Source organism: Sphingopyxis sp. Soil_C_28 (assembly GCF_057657055.1).
Genome location: NZ_JBDGJE010000004.1, coordinates 350,250 through 369,743, shown reverse-complemented (window position 1 = coordinate 369,743; position 19,494 = coordinate 350,250). Strand labels below are relative to the sequence as shown.

Annotated in this window: 23 protein-coding genes and 1 riboswitch; of the genes, 11 read left to right on the top strand and 12 right to left on the bottom strand. The window is 63.5% G+C overall.

Features of this window, described 5'->3' with window-relative positions; genetic code table 11:
- Positions 1-6: 6 nt before the first annotated feature.
- The 4 genes from AC3A43_RS19060 to AC3A43_RS19045 form a co-directional block, all read right to left on the bottom strand.
- Positions 7-315 (bottom strand): hypothetical protein, encoded by a 309-nt coding sequence (locus tag AC3A43_RS19060; RefSeq protein ID WP_487794137.1) that lies wholly within the window; start codon positions 313-315, stop codon positions 7-9.
- Positions 316-393: 78 nt separating this feature from the next.
- Positions 394-876 carry a glycine zipper 2TM domain-containing protein gene (locus AC3A43_RS19055; RefSeq protein ID WP_487794136.1) on the bottom strand — a complete coding sequence of 161 codons (483 nt, stop codon included), beginning with the start codon at positions 874-876 and terminating at the stop codon, positions 394-396.
- 214 nt (positions 877-1,090) lie between these two features.
- Entirely contained in the window at positions 1,091-1,813 is a 723-nt protein-coding gene (locus AC3A43_RS19050; protein ID WP_487794135.1) for a hypothetical protein, read from the bottom strand.
- Between the two features lie 218 nt (positions 1,814-2,031).
- Positions 2,032-2,424: a 2'-5' RNA ligase family protein gene (locus AC3A43_RS19045; RefSeq protein ID WP_487794134.1), complete on the bottom strand. Its 393-nt coding sequence runs from the start codon at positions 2,422-2,424 to the stop codon at positions 2,032-2,034.
- A gap of 196 nt (positions 2,425-2,620) precedes the next feature.
- On the opposite strand from AC3A43_RS19045, the gene AC3A43_RS19040 reads away from it, so the two are divergent.
- Complete coding sequence (locus AC3A43_RS19040) at positions 2,621-5,170, top strand: TIR domain-containing protein (RefSeq protein ID WP_487794133.1); 2,550 nt, start codon at positions 2,621-2,623, stop codon at positions 5,168-5,170.
- 24 nt (positions 5,171-5,194) lie between these two features.
- Here the strand turns inward: AC3A43_RS19040 and thiC are convergent, their stop codons facing one another.
- On the bottom strand, positions 5,195-7,087 hold the full coding sequence (thiC, locus tag AC3A43_RS19035; protein ID WP_487794132.1) for a phosphomethylpyrimidine synthase ThiC: 1,893 nt from the start codon (positions 7,085-7,087) through the stop codon (positions 5,195-5,197).
- A gap of 45 nt (positions 7,088-7,132) precedes the next feature.
- A riboswitch (TPP riboswitch) is annotated at positions 7,133-7,244 on the bottom strand.
- Positions 7,245-7,347: 103 nt separating this feature from the next.
- Here thiC and AC3A43_RS19030 point away from each other — a divergent pair.
- Positions 7,348-8,310, top strand: a complete 963-nt coding sequence (locus AC3A43_RS19030; protein WP_487794131.1) for a hypothetical protein — start codon at positions 7,348-7,350, stop codon at positions 8,308-8,310.
- A gap of 226 nt (positions 8,311-8,536) precedes the next feature.
- Here AC3A43_RS19030 and AC3A43_RS19025 read toward each other — a convergent pair whose 3' ends face one another.
- Positions 8,537-9,223: an AraC family transcriptional regulator gene (locus tag AC3A43_RS19025; protein ID WP_487794130.1), complete on the bottom strand. Its 687-nt coding sequence runs from the start codon at positions 9,221-9,223 to the stop codon at positions 8,537-8,539.
- An 83-nt stretch (positions 9,224-9,306) separates the two neighbouring features.
- Between AC3A43_RS19025 and AC3A43_RS19020 the strand changes: the two genes are divergently transcribed.
- The 3 genes from AC3A43_RS19020 to AC3A43_RS19010 all read left to right on the top strand — a co-directional run bounded on the left by AC3A43_RS19020 (position 9,307) and on the right by AC3A43_RS19010 (position 10,951).
- Entirely contained in the window at positions 9,307-9,750 is a 444-nt protein-coding gene (locus tag AC3A43_RS19020; protein ID WP_487794129.1) for a DUF6265 family protein, read from the top strand.
- A gap of 20 nt (positions 9,751-9,770) precedes the next feature.
- Positions 9,771-10,463: a helix-turn-helix transcriptional regulator gene (locus AC3A43_RS19015; RefSeq protein ID WP_487794128.1), complete on the top strand. Its 693-nt coding sequence runs from the start codon at positions 9,771-9,773 to the stop codon at positions 10,461-10,463.
- 83 nt (positions 10,464-10,546) lie between these two features.
- On the top strand, positions 10,547-10,951 hold the full coding sequence (locus tag AC3A43_RS19010) for a GFA family protein (RefSeq protein ID WP_487794127.1): 405 nt from the start codon (positions 10,547-10,549) through the stop codon (positions 10,949-10,951).
- Between the two features lie 9 nt (positions 10,952-10,960).
- Here the strand turns inward: AC3A43_RS19010 and AC3A43_RS19005 are convergent, their stop codons facing one another.
- The 4 genes from AC3A43_RS19005 to AC3A43_RS18990 are packed head-to-tail and all read right to left on the bottom strand — an operon-like array spanning position 10,961 to position 12,874.
- Entirely contained in the window at positions 10,961-11,419 is a 459-nt protein-coding gene (locus AC3A43_RS19005) for a DMT family transporter (protein ID WP_487794126.1), read from the bottom strand.
- Positions 11,416-11,637, bottom strand: coding sequence for a tautomerase family protein (locus AC3A43_RS19000; protein ID WP_487794125.1), 222 nt, complete (start codon positions 11,635-11,637; stop codon positions 11,416-11,418). The genes AC3A43_RS19005 and AC3A43_RS19000 overlap by 4 nt, the downstream gene beginning before the upstream one ends.
- Positions 11,637-12,248, bottom strand: a complete 612-nt coding sequence (locus AC3A43_RS18995; RefSeq protein ID WP_487794124.1) for a glutathione S-transferase family protein — start codon at positions 12,246-12,248, stop codon at positions 11,637-11,639. The genes AC3A43_RS19000 and AC3A43_RS18995 overlap by 1 nt, the downstream gene beginning before the upstream one ends.
- Positions 12,245-12,874 carry a pyridoxamine 5'-phosphate oxidase family protein gene (locus AC3A43_RS18990; protein ID WP_487794123.1) on the bottom strand — a complete coding sequence of 210 codons (630 nt, stop codon included), beginning with the start codon at positions 12,872-12,874 and terminating at the stop codon, positions 12,245-12,247. The genes AC3A43_RS18995 and AC3A43_RS18990 overlap by 4 nt, the downstream gene beginning before the upstream one ends.
- A 143-nt stretch (positions 12,875-13,017) precedes the next feature.
- Between AC3A43_RS18990 and AC3A43_RS18985 the strand changes: the two genes are divergently transcribed.
- Complete coding sequence (locus AC3A43_RS18985; protein ID WP_487794122.1) at positions 13,018-13,908, top strand: LysR family transcriptional regulator; 891 nt, start codon at positions 13,018-13,020, stop codon at positions 13,906-13,908.
- Positions 13,909-13,915: 7 nt separating this feature from the next.
- On the opposite strand, the gene AC3A43_RS18980 is transcribed toward AC3A43_RS18985, so the two are convergent.
- Positions 13,916-14,896, bottom strand: coding sequence for a MipA/OmpV family protein (locus AC3A43_RS18980; RefSeq protein ID WP_487794121.1), 981 nt, complete (start codon positions 14,894-14,896; stop codon positions 13,916-13,918).
- 243 nt (positions 14,897-15,139) lie between these two features.
- Between AC3A43_RS18980 and AC3A43_RS18975 the strand changes: the two genes are divergently transcribed.
- From AC3A43_RS18975 to AC3A43_RS18955, 5 genes are read left to right on the top strand one after another with little or no spacing between them, the layout of a single operon-like run.
- Complete coding sequence (locus AC3A43_RS18975; protein WP_487794120.1) at positions 15,140-15,388, top strand: hypothetical protein; 249 nt, start codon at positions 15,140-15,142, stop codon at positions 15,386-15,388.
- A complete protein-coding gene (locus AC3A43_RS18970; RefSeq protein WP_487794119.1) occupies positions 15,375-15,905 on the top strand; it encodes a hypothetical protein in 531 nt (176 codons plus the stop codon). Before AC3A43_RS18975 ends, AC3A43_RS18970 begins: the two co-directional genes overlap by 14 nt.
- A gap of 57 nt (positions 15,906-15,962) precedes the next feature.
- Positions 15,963-17,891, top strand: a complete 1,929-nt coding sequence (dxs, locus tag AC3A43_RS18965) for a 1-deoxy-D-xylulose-5-phosphate synthase (RefSeq protein WP_487794118.1) — start codon at positions 15,963-15,965, stop codon at positions 17,889-17,891.
- On the top strand, positions 17,888-18,319 hold the full coding sequence (locus tag AC3A43_RS18960; protein WP_487794117.1) for a hypothetical protein: 432 nt from the start codon (positions 17,888-17,890) through the stop codon (positions 18,317-18,319). Before dxs ends, AC3A43_RS18960 begins: the two co-directional genes overlap by 4 nt.
- Before the next feature lie 12 nt (positions 18,320-18,331).
- Positions 18,332-19,000, top strand: a complete 669-nt coding sequence (locus tag AC3A43_RS18955; protein ID WP_487794116.1) for a hypothetical protein — start codon at positions 18,332-18,334, stop codon at positions 18,998-19,000.
- A gap of 49 nt (positions 19,001-19,049) precedes the next feature.
- On the opposite strand, the gene AC3A43_RS18950 is transcribed toward AC3A43_RS18955, so the two are convergent.
- Positions 19,050-19,469, bottom strand: coding sequence for a DUF3035 domain-containing protein (locus AC3A43_RS18950; RefSeq protein WP_487794115.1), 420 nt, complete (start codon positions 19,467-19,469; stop codon positions 19,050-19,052).
- Positions 19,470-19,494 lie beyond the last annotated feature (25 nt).

Sequence of the window (19,494 nt, the reverse complement as noted above, 5' to 3'; positions counted from 1 at the left end):
CCGGGCTCATTCCACATCGTCGGAGGGATCGAGCCGCACCACCCACATCGGGTGGCCGCCCGGCGACAGCGCGATGTCGTGGCTGGGGACCATGTCGGCGCCGGTCTCGATCCACCCGCGCCCGTCGCATTTGGGGCAGGGGACGCGGATCGAGCGGTGGCTGATCAGGTCGATCTGGCTGTTCCACTGGCCGTGGCCGCTGCAGACCGGGCAGCGCAGGTCGAGATCGCCGCTGCGGTGGCGCCGCGAAATGCCGTCGAACGCGTGGGCATCCTGCGGGCCGGTGCAGTGGACGATGTTCAATGGGTGCGACATGCGGGCAGTCTATCACCGAAGGCGGACAAGGAAAGGGCCGCCAACCGCGCGGGCTGGCGACCCTTATCCGGTCAGGCGTTAACGGCAGCGCACGTCGTTGTTATTGCCGCTGCGTTCGATCGCGCGTCCGGCGACCGCACCGCCGACGGCGCCGAGGATTGTGCCGAGCGTCTCCGACTTGCCGGGGGCGATGACATTGCCCGCGATGCCGCCGACGATCCCGCCGACGATCAGCCCGGTCGACCCGTCGTTGCGGCGGCAATAATATTTATTGTCGCGGCCGCGATAGACGCGGTCGTTGTTCGCGAGGCGGCGTTCCTTGTAGCGGCGGTCGGTGCGGTAGTAGTTGTCGGCATAATAGCCGCCGTGGCGCGGGTCGGGGCGGTCATAGTCGTAATTGCCGTACTGGCTGTACGTATTCTGGTCGTAATAACCATAGCCGCCATCGTCATAGCGCCCGCTGCTGGCGCCGGCACCGACACCGCCATACAGGCCGCCCGAGGCGCAGCCGGCCGCGAGCGCGGTAACGGCGGCAAGGGGAAGGATCATCAGCTTGTTCATCGACATCACTCCATTCAGGATCGCGTGCCGCGCCAAGCGGGCATGGGCATGCTTTGTTTTTGCCCCACGCATTATGTAAAGTCCTGAGAGGGGTGGGAGTTCCGTTGGGTCAGGCGGCGCGGAGCGGCCAGCGGCTCGCGCGTGCGCAGCATCGCCGCCTTGCGGTTCTCTTGTCTGCCGAAAACGGCGTGGCAGGCCCGGCCCGCGGAACGTCTCAAAGTTCACGCTCCCCTCCGGTATCATCATACCTGCCGCCCGGTTTCGCGTCGGGCGCGGCGCGCCCTGTGCCGGTTTCGGGCATGCCGGTTTCGGACGCGCCGGTTTCGGGGGGCGCGAAGACGGCGGGGTCGAGGCCGAGAGCTTTCGCCATCTCGGCCGGGTCGGGGATGCCGGGGATGCCGTCGCGGCCGGCGGCGAGCAGCATATCCTGCAGCTGGAGCAGCATGCGCGTGAACCAGAGCGCGGGGCCGTCGTAATGCGCGTCCGGGCGCTGCGGCGTCTCGCGCCACGCGCCGAAGCGTTCGGGATCGCGCAGGCGCAGGATCCACATCGCGAGCCGCTCGGGATAATAGATGCGCTCGCCGACCTGTTCGCCCTGATAGAAGATCGGGCGCGACACGCCATGCACCGCGCGCGCCAGCACCGCGTCGCCCAGTCGCCGCACGCCGACGTCGAGCGCGGCATCCCACGCGAGGCGGAAGGCCTGCGCATCGGGGTTGGCGCGCAGGCGATAGGCGGAGGAGGGCGACATGCCGACGAGCTTTGCCGCCTGCGTCACGCAGGCGGTCTCGGCCAGCGCCTCGATGAAATCGAGCTGGCGGTCGGGGGTCCACCCGTCGTGGCGCCGGCGCAACGGCACGGGGACATAATCGGGAATCGCGGCGCGCTGTTTCGCGCGGCCGGCGGCGGGGCGAGGGGGGATTTTTTCCTGCTTCATCCGGCAGGATGAACCATGGCGCGATAATTTAGGAAAGGGGGTTCGGGGCGGGGGTGTGCGAAATAGGATCGGATGGCGCGGACGGCGCCGACGAGGCCGATGACCGGCTTGCGACCGATTGCTGACGTTCCTTTAATCGTCACCCCGTCAGGAAGCGCCCGCGCACAGCGGCCAGCGGCCGTGTTCGACATGGGTGGTCTTGCCGACGATGCTTTCCATCAGGATGATTTCGTCGACCGTCCAGCCGATCGGCGGCATTTTCTTGCCCAAAGTCTCACTGCCCAGCCGGTCGCCGCGATAGTTGGCGCCTGACGTATTTTGGGGATGTGCGGTTCGGGGGTGGTGCCGTCCATGATCGGCGCCTTCTCGCGCAGCAGATGGTTCACCAGCGCCTTCTGGAACGCCCGCGCCTCGGCCAGCGGCTCGCGGGTGCGCAGCGTCACCGCCTTGCGGTTTTCGATCCGGTCGAAGGCGAGCGGGAAGGGCGCTGCTGCGAAGCCGTCGAGCGCGGCGATGGTCGCGGGCAGCCACTCGGGCGGCGCATAGTGGAGGTCGTAGAGCGAGATGAGCGTGACATGGAGGAGATGGGGGCCGCGCGAAGGATCGCCCAAGCGGCAGCGCGGCGATCTGCGCCTGCACCTCCGGCGGCGGCTTGGCCATGACGTAGAGGGGGTTTCGGGCGCGCATGGGTGGGAGTGTATATGATGAAACGGAGATACCGAACGGTGGCCGATCGAATGGATTGCTTGTTGCCAAGAATTATCGGCACGCTAGATCATGCAAAGGGCTCAAGTCGAAGGATTTAATATGTTTCCGATATTTCTTTCGGTTTCTGACAAAGATGTTCGATTTGCTGAGCAGATATGGGAAAAGCTTCCTTCCGATTTGTGTTATCTATATTCGAAAAATGGCGTGGAAGGGGCAGACATGTGGGAAGAAATTTCCCGCAATGAGTTGCCCAACTGCGCGATTTATATCGCGTTTTGGTCCGAGAATTTTTTATCCGCAAGGGGCTGCCTTAGAGAGCTGTTTCAGGCTTCCGAACTAGTCAAAGAGGGTTCTATCAAGGCGCTTATAGTTAGACTCGATGACACTCCGATTGTTTGGGATATTGATCAACGCGACGACGACAAGGAGGCTTTTGAAGCATTAAGGGCGCTCCTGCCAATTCGGACTTCTCGTCCGAACATTTCTGTACCCGATGCTATAGACCTGATTTCAAGGTATTCCGATCCAGTTCTGGAAGATCAACACCCTCAATTTTCACGAAGCGAAATTGTAGATCGCGTAAAGGCACTGAGTCGAAAAGATAGATTCAGGCAGTACCCGTGCGTTTGGTTAGGTGGATTTCCAGGCGTCGGAAGGTTGACTATAATCAAGGAAATTAACCGGTCATTCACACCGAACGGGCGCCCGGTAGTTATTGACATAAATGAGGCGTCCCTGCCGAAACAGATTCTTATGAGGATCGAAAGCGAAGCGTTGGGAGCGGATTACCGGCGTTTGGAAGATCTAAATTCCGACCCTAGTCTCGATTGTCCAAGCGAGGTTTCGACAGCGATAGCGAAAGTTGCCGATACAGGAAATTATGTCGTATTTAGGCATCAAAAAATAATTGAGGAAAACGCTGATCTGCCAGAATGGGTTGATGATTGTATAGTTATACTTGAACCAAGAAATAGACCGTACTTGTTCTTAACGTCTCAGCTTCCGGTTTCTGTAGATCGTCGAGTCAATTGTACGGGGTACATGATCGATGATCGCATCTCGACATTGCTAGACGATGAATCGGTCAGTTACACAGAGCAACTCATCGCCTTCTACGATTCTAGTCCTGAGCGCTGGTCTGAAGAAAGCGTAAATATGATTGCCCGGTCTGCAGGCGGCAATCTTGGATTTCTAGTTACTTTAGTTAAATCTATATCTAGAATACAGGATTTCAGCAAAGTTCAGAATTTCATCGATCGAAGCTTGGAACGCCAAGCGGAATCAATTGCATTCTATGTTGGCTGGGCTTTCGACCAACTTAAGGAAGATTCCATAGAGCAGAAAGTTCTGCTTTTTCTTAATGATGTAAGCCCGTGTGATGCTAAGGATTTGTCGCACGTCATATCTGATGAACAGCCAATATTGGGAGTCTTGGGTAAGCTGATGGAGTTAGGGCTTGTTGAGCGTGATATTGGCGGATTGTATCGGCTGACTCCATTTCTGTCTGGACGATTAAGCCGTCACATCGTTAGGCCCGACCTCGTCGAGTGGCGTCGAGCCATTATTCGAGATTTTGCGCTTCGGCCCATCGAGTTTCAAGCGGAGGAACACGATTTTATCAAAATTGAATCGCGAATTCAGGCCGCGCTTTGGGCCGACGGAGGAGAAGTTCCCTCATCAATCCAAAAGTTCGTTTCTGCGTCGCATTGGTTCCAAGCTGGAGTCCGTCTATATCACGCTAAACAACGCGAGCCTGCGTACAAGCTTTTGAAGAAGGCCTTCGAACGAAGGCACGAATTCCGGGATGGGTCCAGGATCGAAATCATTCGGTACTTTGGGCTAAGCGCGGTTAGAAACAACAAGCAGACCGATGTCGATGCTTGTATTTCTCTTCTGATGTCCGACCATCGAAGTCATTCAATGGGCTCTTTCTTGAAGGCATTCAGCCTAGAATATCAGAGAAAATATTACGAGGCCGCAAAGGAATATAAGGTAGCTCTCGGGCTGGATTCTGGAAAAAAGAGTCGAATGGAGAGGATTTTCCGGCCGCTGGTTCGTTGTATACTGAAATCGAGAAATCCAAATTTTGTCGAGGCCGAGCGTTATGCGCTCCAATGGACAGAAATTCGTGAGACAGTGTTCAGCAAAAAAGCACTTGCTGAACTCTATCTCCATTGGGTTTATAGCGATGGATTGTCCTCACCGGAAAGAAGCAGGGTTAGGGCGAAGTATGTGGGGGCGATGGACGCGCTTCGCATTCATCCTTCTGTTGGGAGCGCTTACTTTGAGATGCTTTCCGACGAAGCTCATATCCAAGGAGACTATCGTCAAAGCGTTAAATGGCTGGATAGCGCAATTGGCGTCGATCCACGATTTGAAGTAAGAGTCGAGCGTTGGGAAAAGATGAGCAAATCAAAGATTCCAGATCTTATTGATTCGTGTGTTAAGGAACTGGAAGATGCTCGAAGGAATCCAGAGTACAAAAGCAATTGGACTATTTTCTTGGGATCTATATATGAGTCTTATATCAGGGCTTTGAAGGATGGCGGGCAGTTTACGTCAGCTAAAGCAAATAGCTTTTCGCCGGTTTTGGACGCTAAGCAGATAGGCCTTACAATCGCGAAGGTGAATCGGGAGCTGCAGAATTAGCTCCCGATTTTAAGGGAGCAAGTTTCAATCGTGCTCCCTGCCGCCCGCACCCATATACAACTCGCTCCCCGTCTCCTTGAACAGCTCGCTCATCTCGGCCATGCCCTTTTCGGCTTCCTCGGCGGCGATGAAATTCTCGGCGGGCTGATTCTGCTTTGCCGCAAATTCGCGCACTTCCTGGCTGATCTTCATCGAGCAGAATTTCGGGCCGCACATGCTGCAGAAATGCGCGGTCTTGGCGCCCTCCGCAGGGAGCGTCTGGTCGTGATATTGCTCGGCCGTGTCGGGGTCGAGCGACAGGTTAAACTGGTCGCGCCAGCGGAATTCGAAGCGCGCTTTCGATAGCGCGTCGTCGCGGACCTGTGCGGCGGGGTGGCCCTTGGCGAGGTCGGCGGCGTGGGCGGCGAGCTTGTAGGTGACGACGCCGACCTTCACATCGTCGCGGTCGGGCAGGCCGAGATGCTCCTTGGGCGTGACGTAGCAAAGCATCGCGGTGCCGTACCAGCCGATCTGTGCGGCGCCGATGCCGCTGGTGATATGGTCATAACCCGGCGCGATGTCGGTGGTGAGCGGCCCCAAGGTGTAGAAGGGCGCCTCGCCGCAGGCTTCGAGCTGCTTTTCCATATTCTCCTTGATCTTGTGCATCGGGACGTGGCCCGGGCCCTCGATCATCACCTGCACATCCTGCGCCCACGCGCGCTTGGTGAGCTCGCCCAGCGTGTAGAGCTCGGCGAACTGCGCCTCGTCGTTCGCGTCATAAATGCTGCCGGGGCGGAGGCCGTCGCCGAGGCTGTAGGCGACGTCATAGGCCTTCATGATCTCGGTAATCTCGTCGAAGCGTTCGTAGAGGAAGCTTTCCTTGTGATGCGCGAGGCACCATTTCGCCATGATGCTGCCGCCGCGCGACACGATGCCGGTCATGCGCTTTGCCGCGAGGGGCACGTAGGGCAGGCGGACGCCGGCGTGGATGGTGAAATAGTCGACGCCCTGTTCGGCCTGCTCGATCAGCGTGTCGGCGAAGATTTCCCACGTCAGGTCCTCGGCGACGCCGCCGACCTTTTCGAGCGCCTGATAGATGGGGACGGTGCCGATCGGGACGGGCGAGTTGCGGATGATCCATTCGCGGGTGTCGTGGATGTTGCGCCCGGTCGACAGGTCCATGACGGTGTCGGCGCCCCAGCGGATCGACCAGACCATCTTGTCGACCTCGGCCGCGACGTCGGATGCGACCGCGCTGTTGCCGATATTGGCGTTGATCTTGACGAGGAAGTTGCGGCCGATCGCCATCGGCTCGCTCTCGGGGTGGTTGATGTTGCTGGGGATGATCGCGCGGCCGCGGGCGACCTCGTCGCGGACAAACTCAGGCGTGACATAATCGGGGATGCTGGCGCCGAAGCTTTCGCCGTCGCGCTTGTATTCGGACAGGCGCGCGCGGCCGAGATTCTCGCGCTCGGCGACATATTCCATCTCGGGCGTGATGATGCCGCGGCGGGCGTAGTGCATCTGGCTGACGTTCTGCCCCGGCTTGGCGCGGAGGACCTGGCGGCGGACGTTGGGGAAGGCGGGGACGCCGCCCGAGCGGTCGGGGCCGAGCTGGCCGTTGTCCTCGGGCTTTACTTCGCGCTGCGTGACGTCCTGAACGTCGCCGCGATTGCGGATCCACTGGCTGCGGATTTCGGGGAGGCCGGCGTTGATGTCGATCGTGGCATTGGCGTCGGTGTAGGGGCCGCTGGTGTCATAGACGCGGACGGGGGGCTCGCCCGAATGCGGGTCGAGGTCGATCTCGCGCATCGCGACGCGGATGCCGCTGCCGGTCTGGGTCGCGACGTGGATCTTGCGGCTGCCTCTTATGGGTCCGGTGGTGACGCCGATGGGGGTGGATGCGCTCTTGTCGAGGCGGGAATCGATGTCGGCCATGTGCAGTCGCTCCGTTGGTTATCGGAGCGAGAATGGGGATTCCTGATGTGGAATACCGACCCTCCCTCCGCCGGTATTATCCGGATCAGGTTCAACGGGTCGCGGTCTATTCCGCTCTCAACCGGCCATCACAGACGCGGCTCCCCGGGGATGGTGCCAGTGTAGCGGGACGGGGCGGTGCTGTCCATCGCCAGCGGTCGGGGCGCCTTTGCGATGTACCGGTGTGATCCTGGACACTTTCCAAGCGAACGGAGCGCGTTATGGTCAACCATATCAGCATATTAAAGGGCCTTCGTATGACGCGTTTCCTCGACGTGCGCCGCACCTGCCAAATTCTCCTGATCGCAATGACCTGGTGCCTCTGGCCGGCGACGGTGCAGGCGCAGGCCTATGCCTGCCCCGGCGCGGGGCCGGGGGAGCGGGTGGTCGGGATGACGCAGGGCGGCATCGGCATCGCCCCGGTACCGCTGTGCGTACGCGACGACAGCGGCGGCCCGCCGCCACCGCCCGCGCCGCCGTCCGAAGCTCATGCGGCGCTCGTCTGGCACCCCGACGCCGCCGATGTCTGGGTCGACGGCAATTACACCGGCTCGAACAACCCCGGCGAGGCGAATGCGCTGGCGGCGTGCGCCAAGGTGATGGGCGACGGCTGCGTGCCGGCGGGCACCTGGTGGAATTCGTCGATGACGATCATCCGCGACCGCAACGGATATTTCTACAAGGGCTGGGCCGGCGAAGGCGGTGCCGAGCGCAAGCAGTCGCTGGCCGATTGTTCGGGCAAGCAATTGCTGCCGTGCGAAGTTTTCGCGACGATCAAGTCGAGCACCAACCGGAGGTTCCCCGGCGCCGGGGTCCGCAAGGCCTTTGCCGCCTCGGCGTGGGTCGTCGGCGGCGCTGCCGACGGATATAATGCCAGGCTGTATGTCGCGAGCGGCTATCGCAGCGCCGACGAGGCGACCGCCGCGGCGATCAAGGCGTGCGCCGACGCGACGGCGCGTCCGTGCGAAAGCAATGCGCTGACCGGCAACGGGTTCATCCAGGCCTATCGCATGAACGGCAGCGACGACAGCGCGACCGCCGAAAACTCCGCCAAGCGCGCGCAGGAAGCGGCGCGCGCGAACTGCAAGAAATTGAAGAGCCCGACGTGCGAACTGCAGGCGCTGTTCGACAGCCGCAAGTCCGGACTGTTCGTGCACGATTTTGCCAAAGGCAAGGCGCCCTGACCAAGCCGGAATAACAGATAGGGGCGAAGCCGAACCAATAGTCGAGCGAGCGCGCCGGCGGGGTCGGGCCGCTGGCGACGGGCAATGGTGCGGTCGCGGGCGGCGCGTCGGGCTTCAGCCGCCGCGGCAAGAGCGGCGTGCGCAGGCGTGACGATCGGCTTTTGAAAGGCGACGGCCGGGCGAGGCGCGACCTCGCCCGGCCGACTTTCGGGTCGGGCCAGACGGCCTAATCGAGGAAGGGGCCGCGGGCGCGGGCGCGCGCGGTGGTGGCGGGAACGCCCGCGAGCGCGCGGAAGTCGCGCGCCATATGCGCCTGATCGGCATAGCCCTGCGCGGCGGCGTGGCTGGCAAGAATCGGCCCGCCGGGAAGGGTTTCGAACGCGGCCTGGAAGCGGCGGAGGCGGAGCCATGCGCGCGGGGACAAGCCCACGTGGCGCGCGAACCAGCGCTGGAGCGTGCGCGGCGACATGGCGGTGGCCTGGCGCATCGCCGCGACCGTCGGGGCGGCGAGGATGGCGGTGCCGACGGCCTTGAGGTCCCGTTCAATGGCGAGCTGCGCTTCGATCCGGTCGAAGGCGGGCGCGTCCCATGCGGCCCATCGACCATGGAGATCCGCGAGCGGGATAGGGCCGATCGCCGACCACGCCCACGGCCAGAGGCGGAGTGCCTCGAAAGCCGCGGCGCCGCTGATCTCGAAGGACTGCGGGTGGTCGACGAGGCCGACGACGAAGCTGGCGGGCTGGTCGCCGCCCCAGCGCGACCGGCCATCGATGCGGCGAATGATCTCGACGCAGCCGTCGGGGGTCGCCTGCTGCCGTAGCCAGTCGGTCGCGGTGTCTTCTGCGCCGAGCGTCCAGCGCGCCTTGACCAGCCCGACGAGATGCGGCGGCGGCGGGGTCTCGCGATAGTCCATGGCTGGCGTTAGACGATGATTGTCGTGTCGGTTCAAGACGGAGCGCGCCGATTCTGCCAGATGAGGTGCAAGAGGAGGCGGATATGAAGGCATTTTTGGCGATGGCCGCGGCGGCGATGCTGGTCGCGGCAAGCCCGGCGGCGACGGTCGACGACCTGGGCTGGCTGGCGGGGCAGTGGACGAGCGAGACAGGCGAGCGCTGGACCGAGGAGAGCTGGACGGCCCCGCGCGGCGGCCTGATGCTGGGGCACAGCCGGTCGGGGCGCGGCGACGCGCTGCGCGCGTTCGAATTTCTGCGGATCGCGGCGGGACCCGACGGCGGGCTCGCCTATCTGGCGCAGCCGCAGGGTCGCGCGCCGGTGGCGTTCCGCATGGTGCGGCATGACGGCGCGAGCGCGACTTTCGAGAACGCCGCACATGATTATCCGCAGCGTATTGCCTATGTCCGCACCGGCGATACGCTGACCGCGACGATTTCGGCGATCGACGGGTCGAAGGCGCGCAGCTGGACCTATCGGCGGCGCTGACAGGACATGAGGAGCGGTTAGTGGACAAGACGGGGCGGTTGTTTGCGATCATCGACAGCCTGCGCCGGCGCCGGCGGCCGGTGACCGCCGAAGCGCTTGCCGAGGAGCAGGGCGTGTCGGTGCGCACGCTGTATCGCGATATTCAGGCGCTGATCGCGCTCGGCGCGCCGATCGAGGGCGAGGCGGGGGTCGGCTATGTGCTGCGGCCCGGATTCTTCCTGCCGCCGCTGATGTTCACAGCCGATGAGCTGGAGGCGCTGGTGCTCGGCGCGCGGTGGGTCGAGGGGCGGCAGGACGGGGCGCTCTCGCGCGCGGCGGGCATGGCGCTGGCGAAGATCGCGGCGGCGAGCCCCGACGAGCTCAAGCGGCGGATCGATGAGTCGGGGCTGTGGCCGGTGAACAGCCGCTGGCGCGAGAGCAATGCGCCCTTGCTCGCGACGGTGCGCGAGGCGATGCGCGCGGAAAAGACATTGCACATCGACTATGCCGACGACAAAGGCGCCGCGAGCGAACGCGCGATCTGGCCCGCCGCACTCGCCTATTTCGAGGACAAGCAGATCATCGCGGCCTGGTGCGTGCTGCGGCAGGATTTCCGCAGTTTTCGTATTGACCGGATCGGCGCGGCGCGGATCGGCGACGAGGGTTTCGGGCGGCGGCGCGCGGTGCTGATGGCCGATTGGTGGCGCAAGAATGGATATGACACCGCCTCCTGACATGATCTGTCAGGGGGGTGCGCTAATCTGCTTCGGGTAAGGGGCACCGGCGGACGGCGCCCGCCAGACCGGAGGATTTTCAGATGCTCAAGACCCATCATGGTTCGTGCCATTGCGGCGCCGTCAAGTTCGAGGCCGACATCGACCTCGAGGCCGGGACGGGCAAATGCAATTGCTCGATCTGCACCAAGAAGAGAAACTGGAGCGCGCAGATCAAGCCCGACGCCTTTCGCCTGCTGACCGATCCTGCCGCGCTGGAGGAATATGTGTTCGGGTCGGGGAGCGCGCACCATGCGTTTTGCAAGACATGCGGCGTGTCGTCGTTCGGCCATGGTTATGTCGAGGAGATCGGCGGCGCCTATTATTCGGTATCCGTCGCGTGCCTCGATGACCTGACGCTGGCCGAGATGGCGGCGTTGCCGGTCACCTATATGGACGGCGCGGGCAATAATTGGTGGAATCCGCCCGAAGTCACCGCGCATATGTGAGGCGTGGGCTCAGCCCGTGCGGCGCGCGAGCCAGACACCCGCGACCATCAGCGCGATCCCGGCGATACGCTTGGCATCGACGGGAAAGCGCATCGCGCCGAACAGGCCGAAATGGTCGATCGTCGCGGCGCTGACCAACTGGCCGACGAGCACGAAGAAGATCGCGTTGCCGACCCCGAAACGCGGCGCGATGAAGGTCACCGCGATGACGTAGAAAGCGACGAACAGCCCGCCGAAGTAGAATTGGGCGGGGATGTCCGACGAGAAACGGATCTGGCCGATCGACCCGGTCATCAGCGCGCCAGCGGTGGCGATGAGGAAGGCGAGACCGAACAGGATCATCGACGCCGCCATCGGGCTGCCGAGCCGGGTGCCCAAGCCGCCGTTAAGCGCGGCGAGGATCGGGATGCCGACCCCGGTGAGCAGCATGATCGCGGCGAAAGCGGGGGCGGCGTTGTGGGCGGTCATCGTGGAGGCTCCTTGGCGGCTTGCGCGGCACGATAGTCGAGGACGGGCAGCCCGCCGATCCCCCAATTTTCGAAATCGACCTCGTCGATGTTCACCACGGTCGTCGCGGGATTTTTGCCCAGCACGCGCTGAAGCAGCTCGGTGACGCCGCCGATCAGTTCGGCTTTCTGTTCGGGCGTCGCGCCTTCGCGGGTGACGCGGATATTGACGTAAGGCATTATGCAGCTCCTTCGGCCGGCCAGCCCGGCATGACGGGAAAGTCCGGCAGTGCGGCGATCCGGCGGGTCCAGTCGTGAATCGCCGGCCAGTCGGCGATGGCGATGCCCGCATCCTCCATCAACGCGAGATACGGGCTCGCCGCAAGGTCGGCGATGGTCAGGCGGCGGCCGGCGAGCCAGTCGTGGCGTTCCAGATGCGCCTCGATCACCGGCAGAATGCGCGCGGTGGTTGCCGCGGCATGGTCTTCGGCGATGGCGGTGCCGAACTTGCGTGCAAGGCGAAGTGTCGCGGGCCCGTTGGCGATCTCGTTCGCGGCATGCGATAGCCAGACGGCGATTTCGCCGCGCTCCTCGGGGGTGTGACCGTCCCAGTCGCCGGGGCGATGACGCGCCGCGAGCAGGGCGAGGATCGCCTGGCTGTCGCGCAGGATGAGGGCGCCGTCGACGAAGACCGGGATCTGGCGCATCGGGGTGAGCGCCGCGAAGGCGTCGGATTGGCGCGCCGCCGCGTCGGTCAATTGCTCGTCCCATGGCAGGCCGACGAAAGCGAGCGCCATACGAACCTTGTGCGTGTTGCCCGACAGCGGCGAGCCATAGAGGCGGATCATCATGCTTCTCCTGAAAGGCGGGCGTGGAGCGCGGCGACTTCGGCGCGCAGCTGGTTGAGTTCGTCCGCCATCGGGCGGATCGCGGCGGAAATTTCGGCTTCGGAGAAGCGTGGGGTTATGTGCTGCGAACAATTCCATTCCCAGCCGATCACATCGATGAAGAAGGCGCGCTCGGGAGCCGCACGATACCCCTCGGGCATCAGCGCGGTGACTGCGGCGGGGTCATCGGCGAGTTCGACGCTGTGGGCATGGCCGACGAGCTTGAGCCGGTCCTTGTTCGGATAATCCATCAGGAACAGGGAGACGCGGTCGTTGCCCATCAAATTGGCGGTGCTGATATATTGCTTGTTGCCGCGATAGTCGGCGAAGCCGATGCGGTTACCTGCGATGTGCCGCAGGAACCCCGCGGGGCCGCCGCGATGCTGCATATAGGGCCAGCCCTCGGCGGTGACGCTCGCCATGTAAAAGCTGTCGCGCAGCGCGATATAATTCAGCTCCTTGGCGGTCAGCCGGTCGGGCGTGCCGTCGGCGCCGGCATCCATTTTGACATAGGCGGCGCGCGATCCGTGGCGTTCCTGCTGCGCCTTCACCGCGTCGTCGAAAAGCGTGTGCCGGTAATTCTGTGCCATCGGGCCGGACCTCTTGCGAAAGGAAGCGAACGAAGGCCGGAGGAGGGGGCAGGCCTTCGTTCGCCGGACCGGATTTAGGCCGTTGCACCGATGGTGATAATAAGGAAACATCGAACGAGTTAATTCCGTAAAGTGGAATAATAATGGACCGTTTGCTGACACTGGAAATGTTCGTCGCTGTCGCGAGCGAGGGCGGATTTGCGGCGGCGGCGCGCAAGCTGGGCAGCTCGCCGCCCGCGGTGACGCGGGGAATCGCGGCGCTCGAAGCGCGGCTGGGGACGAGCCTGTTCCACCGTTCGACGCGCGCGGTCGCGCTGACCGATGCGGGGGCGGCGTTTCTGGAGCAGGCGCGGCGCATCCTCGCCGATCTTGCGGGCGCCGAGCGCGAATTGCGCGGTGCCGAGGCCGAGCCGCGTGGCCAGTTGCACCTGACCGCGCCGGTGATGTTCGGGCGGCTGCATGTGTTGCCCGTCGTCGGCGATCTGATGGCGCAGTACCGCGAACTGACGGTGCGGATGATGCTGATCGATCGCAATGTCCGAATCGTCGAGGAGGGAATCGACGTCGCGGTGCGCATCGGTCCGCTCGTCGATTCCAGTCTCAAGGCGGTGCGGATCGGCCGGGTGCGGCAGATGCTCGTCGCGAGCCCCGCCTATCTCGCGCGGCGCGGCGCACCGGCGAGCGTGGCGGAGCTGGCGGGGCATGATCTGATCGCGGCGATGGGGCCGCGCGCGGCGGGCGAGTGGCAGTTTGTATCGGGTCGCTGGCGGGTCGATCCACGGCCGCGGCTGGTACTCAACACCGTCGACGGCGTATTGGCGGCGGCCGAGGCGGGGCTGGGGATCGCCAATCTGCTGAGCTACCAACTCGCCGAAGCGGTCGACGCCGGGCGGCTGATTTCCTTGCTGGCCGACGAGCAGCCGCCCGCGCTGCCGGTGCACCTGCTGTTCGAGCCATCGCGCGCGGGATTGCCCGCAGTGCGGTTGTTCATTGCGGCGATGAGGGTGCGGCTGCGGATGGCGGGGCTGGTGTGAGGGTCGGTCAGAACTGGTAGGCGAGCCCGCCGCCGAAGAGCCACTGGTCGGCGCTGCCGGCGTCGGCAACGATCGGCGAATCGGCGAAGCGCGAGAGCAGGCGGCCATATTGCGCGCCACCGATCAGCACGAAGCCTTTGCGCAGGTCGCCCGACAGGCCGTAGGCGCCCGCCAGCCCAAGCGTATATTTGCCCGCGGTCGCCTTGCGTCCTGCGCCGGTATAGACCGGAAGGCCGCTCGCGGCGCTGCCGAGCGCGTCGATGTCGTAATAATAGCGGCCGAAACCCTTGCCGTAGAAATTTACCGACGCCGAAACGCCGATATAGGCGCGTTTCGATAGCGGGGTGCCGTAATCGATCGTCGGTGAGGCGGTCCAGCTGCCATGCTTGCCCGAGACGTCCTTGGTTGCGACGAGGCGGAAACCAATCTGGTCGTACGCGCTGGTGATCACCCCGGTGTGGGTGACGCCGGTGAAGATGCCCGCCTCGACCGCCATTTTCTTGTCGGGCAGCGCGTCGACCCGCGGATCCTTGACGCTGCCGGTGCGGTCGCCGCGCAGGCTGATGATCGGGCCGAATTTGAAGTCGGTCTTTTGGCCGCGGCGCTGGCGCAGCAGGTCGACCTGGAAATTGGTACCGCGGGTCGAGAAGGAAAAGCCGCTGATCCGTCCGCGCAGGTAAAAGGCGGGCAGGAAGCGGCGATCGTCCGAGCCGTTGTAATCGGGCGTGTTGAGCACGCCTGCGGCAATCGCGATATAATCGCGCGACCATTTGCGCTCGCCCTCATCGTCGTCGGATCGCGCGCCGGGGAGCAGGATATTCTCGTCGATGTCGGTGTTCTGAAGATAGCGCGCGGGTTCTTCGTCGATGCCCTGCGCGAGCGCGCTGTCGGCTGGCGTCGTCAGTTCGTAAGGGAGCGGCGCGTCTTCGGCGGTGGCGGGGGCCGCGAAGCCGACCATGAAAATGGCGAGCAAAGGGATCGAACGCATCGGGCGGCTTATGCGAAACAACAACGTCGAATCAGCCCTCAGCATCCGCATCCTATCGCATCCTATATTTTGCCCCCTCCGACCGGGGGTGTAAGTGTTTGACCCGTCATTGCAACGGCTTCGTCTTGCCGAAGGATGCATTTGGCCGCATGTGCCTTTCATGCATCAACCTGTCTTCGCCGCTTTCATATTCCCCTGCAGCCTTGTTGGTTCCCGAGCGGATGTCGGGGCGGGCGCCGGATCATGACCCGCGCGCCGCGTTTCATCGGCTATGCCCTGATGGCGGTTGCGGCATCGATCGCGGTCGCGTCGAGAGAGAAGGATATCGAGAGCATCGGCCCTTTTCCCGTCGTCGCGCTGGCCCTGTTCTTCGGGATGATCGGGATTATGCTCGTGGTCACAGATTTGATGGTGCGCGGGCTGTATGCGCAGGTCGAGGCGGCCGGACGGGCGCCGCGCGATCAGGAGAAAAGTGGCGATGATGAAGATTGATGTCCATCTGGGCGTGGCGATCGCCGCGGTGCTGTGCCTGTCCGCGCCGGCCGCTGCCGCGCCGGCTGACGAAACGGTGAGCGAGAGCGACCGTTTCTTTCTGGACGAAGCCGCGAGCGCGTGCCGCAATGGCGATTTCCCGGCCTTTCTGTGGCCTTTCGCGAACAGCAAAATGGTGCGCGACCGTTATCGCGGCGCGGCCGAGGGCCCGGCCGCTGCCGACGATTTCCCGATCATGATGATCGATTACACTTATGTCACGAGCGCGTCGGTGCGGCGCTTCGAGGCGGCCGGCGGCGACGCGAGCCAGCTTGTCTATGTCCAGATCGATTTCAGCACGCCGTCGGCGGGGGTCGAGCGTATCGCGTGGTTTCCCGGCCGCTTCGAACCCGGCGAGGGCGACGGACCGGGAACGCTGATCGAAAGAACCGGGCCGGGCGGTTCGCTGCATTTCACGAAAACCGCCGATTGCTGGCAATTGACCAAGGATATAAGGAACCGGCCGAGCGCGCGCTGAGCGGCGCGCGGCCCCTTTTCGTTCGACAGCTTCGGTGCTTAGCCTTATGACGGTCGCATGACCGATCGTCCGCATACGCCGCTGCTCGACACGGTGGATGTCCCCGCCGACCTCCGCAAGCTGAAGCCCGAAGACCTCCGCCAGTTCGCCGACGAACTGCGTAGCGAGATGATTTCGGCCGTGGGCACGACGGGCGGGCATCTCGGGTCGGGGCTTGGCGTCGTCGAACTGACGACCGCGCTCCATTATGTGTTCGACACCCCGCGCGACAAGATCGTGTGGGACGTCGGGCACCAATGCTATCCGCACAAAATCATCACCGGGCGCCGCGACCGGATCCGGACGCTGCGCACCGGCGGCGGCCTGTCGGGTTTTACCAAGCGCAGCGAAAGCGAATATGATCCGTTCGGCGCGGCGCATTCGTCGACCTCGATCAGCGCCGCGCTGGGTTTCGCGATCGCCAACAAGCTGAAGGATCAGCCCGGGCGCGCGATCGCGGTGATCGGCGACGGGTCGATGTCGGCGGGCATGGCCTATGAGGCGATGAACAACGCCGCCGCGGCGGGCAACCGCCTGATCGTCATCCTCAACGACAATGACATGTCGATCGCGCCGCCGGTCGGCGGACTGTCGGCCTATCTCGCCAAGCTGGTGTCGTCGCGGCCGTTCATCGAGCTGCGCGAGATCGCGCGGCGCTTTGCGCGCAAGCTGCCCGAGCCGCTGCACAAGGCGGCGAAAAAGACCGACGAATATGCGCGCGGCATGGCGATGGGCGGGACCTTGTTCGAGGAACTCGGCTTTTATTATGTCGGGCCGATCGACGGGCATAATCTGGAGCATCTGATCCCGGTGCTGGAGAATGTGCGCGACAGCGACCATGGTCCGGTACTGATCCATGCGGTGACGGTGAAGGGCAAGGGCTATGCCCCCGCCGAGGCCGCCGCCGACAAATATCATGGCGTGCAGAAATTCGACGTCATCACCGGCGAACAGGCGAAGGCGCCGCCGGGGCCGCCCCAGTATCAGAATGTGTTCGGCGAAACGCTGGCGAAGCTGGCCGAGACCGACAAGCGAATCGTTGCGATCACCGCGGCGATGCCGTCGGGGACGGGCGTGGATAAATTCGCCAAAGTGCATCCGACGCGCAGCTTCGACGTCGGGATCGCCGAGCAGCATGCGGTGACCTTTGCTGCGGGGCTGGCGGCGCAGGGGATGCGGCCGTTCTGCGCGATCTATTCGACCTTCCTCCAGCGCGCCTATGATCAGGTTGTGCACGATGTGGCGATCCAGAATCTGCCGGTGCGTTTCGCGATCGACCGCGCCGGGCTGGTCGGCGCCGACGGATCGACCCATGCGGGCTCGTTCGACGTCACCTATCTGGCGACCTTGCCCAATTTCGTCGTGATGGCGGCGGCCGACGAGGCCGAGCTGGTCCATATGACCTATACCGCCGCCGAATATGACGACGGCCCGATCGCCTTTCGTTATCCGCGCGGCAACGGCACCGGCGTGGCCTTGCCCGCGGTTCCAGAGAAGCTGGCGATCGGCAAAGGGCGTGTCGTGCGCAGCGGGAAGACCGTCGCGATCTTTTCGCTCGGCACGCGGCTGGCCGAGGCATTGAAGGCGGCCGACACGCTCGAGGCGCGCGGGCTGCCGACGAGCGTCATCGACCTGCGCTTCGCCAAGCCGCTCGACGAGGAACTGATCCGCAAGACGCTGGCGAGCCACGAGGTTTGCGTGACGATCGAGGAAAACAGCGTCGGCGGGCTCGGCGCGCATGTGCTGACGCTCGCGAGCGACGAGGGGCTGATCGACGCGGGCTTGAAGCTGCGCACGATGCGCCTGCCCGATATGTTCCAGGACCAGAACAAGCCCGAGCTGCAATATGACGAAGCGGGGCTCAACGCGCCGCAGATCGTCGACACGGTGCTGAAGGCGCTGCGCCACAACAGCGCGGGGGTCGAGGAAGCGGGCGCGCGGGCTTGAGCAGTTGGTGGTTCGCCGCCGGTTGCGTCGGACTGTTCCTGGTGCTGTGGATCGTGACGAACCGACGCGGGAAAAGACAGGCTGCGGCCTTGCTGCAAGCGCGCCCTAGCCCGACCCGTGAGCAATTCGCCGCTTTGCTGTCGGGCGACTGCGACAGCGATATCGCCGATTTCCTCTGGAACAAGATGGCGCCCGAGTGGAGCCATTGGAATGGCGACCTGGCTCCGCATCCCGACGACGATTATCTGGGTGGATTGCCGATCGATCCCGAGAGCCCGGAGGATTGGATTCGCGACTTTTGTATCGATAACGGGTTGCGGCTGACCGGCTTGCCCGCTTGGCCCGGAGAATGGGCAATGACGGTGCGCAATTTCGCCCGCTGGTTATCATCCGCACGCCGAACGCAGGCGGAAAATGTAGCGGCATGACGGGGGAAGCAGATGGATTTCCTGAAACTCATCCAGTCGCTCGACGAGCTGCTCTATGAGATCATGTCGTGGCTGATCTTTTATCCGGTCACTTTATGGCGGACGCTGACGCGACCGCTGAGCATGATGGATTATTCGGAGGCCGAGCTCGGCGATGCCGCCGGGCAGCAATATACCGATACGCTGTCGCCGCCCTTGTTCCTGATGCTGACGCTGGTGATCAGCCACGGGATTGAATTGTCGACGGTGGGCGAAAGCACCACCGTGACCGAAAAGACCGGGCTCAGCGGGCTGATCAGCGACGATTCGAGCCTGATCCTGTTGCGCGTCGCTTTTTTCAGTATCTTTCCGCTGCTGATGGCGGCGCGGCTGGTGCGGGCGCGGAGCGTCAAGCTCGATCGCGATACGCTGAAAGCGCCCTTTTACAGCCAATGCTATGCAACCGCGCCCTTCGCCTTGATGGTGACGGGGGCGTCGATCCTGATGCGGATGACCGCGGCGGAGGTGATATTGGCGGGCTTTGCGCTGCTGATCGTCGCGCTGCTGTGGTTCGGGATTTTACAGATATTGTGGTTTGCGCAGCATATGCGCTCGGGCCGCTGGCGCGCCTTTGGTCATGCTTCGCGCGCGATGGTCGAGGCGTTGATCCTGTTCAGCATGGTATCGCTGCTGTTCAAATAGAAACGGCCCGGGGTTGCCGGGCCGTTTTCTTGATATCGATAGCGTAGGCTCAGGCGGTCGGGATCGCCGCCGATGCATCGCGGCCGTCGCCTTCGGGGGCGGCGAGGATGTCGCGGACGACGAGGCCCTTGTCGACGACCTGTGTGTCGGGGCTGCCGACCTGGCTGCGGATGCCGGGGTCGGCGCGCGCGCCGTCGGCGCTGCCGATGATCTGCGTTTCGCTCGCGCTACGGGTCGAGGGCCCGCCGAACAGTGCGCGCAGCGTCTGTTCCGCGGTCGATTCGCCGCCGGGGCGAACGGTGCCGGGGGCCGGCGGGACCAGCGAATAATCGGGCGGCACGACGAGCGGCGCCTGACGCGACACCATCATCTCGTCGGGACGGTCGCGGCTGAACAGGCTGTTCGACCCGCAGGCCGACAGGGTCGTGGCAAGAATCGAGGCTGCCAGGATGGCGGTGGTCCGGTTCACTTTACAAATACTCCCAATGCGCCCC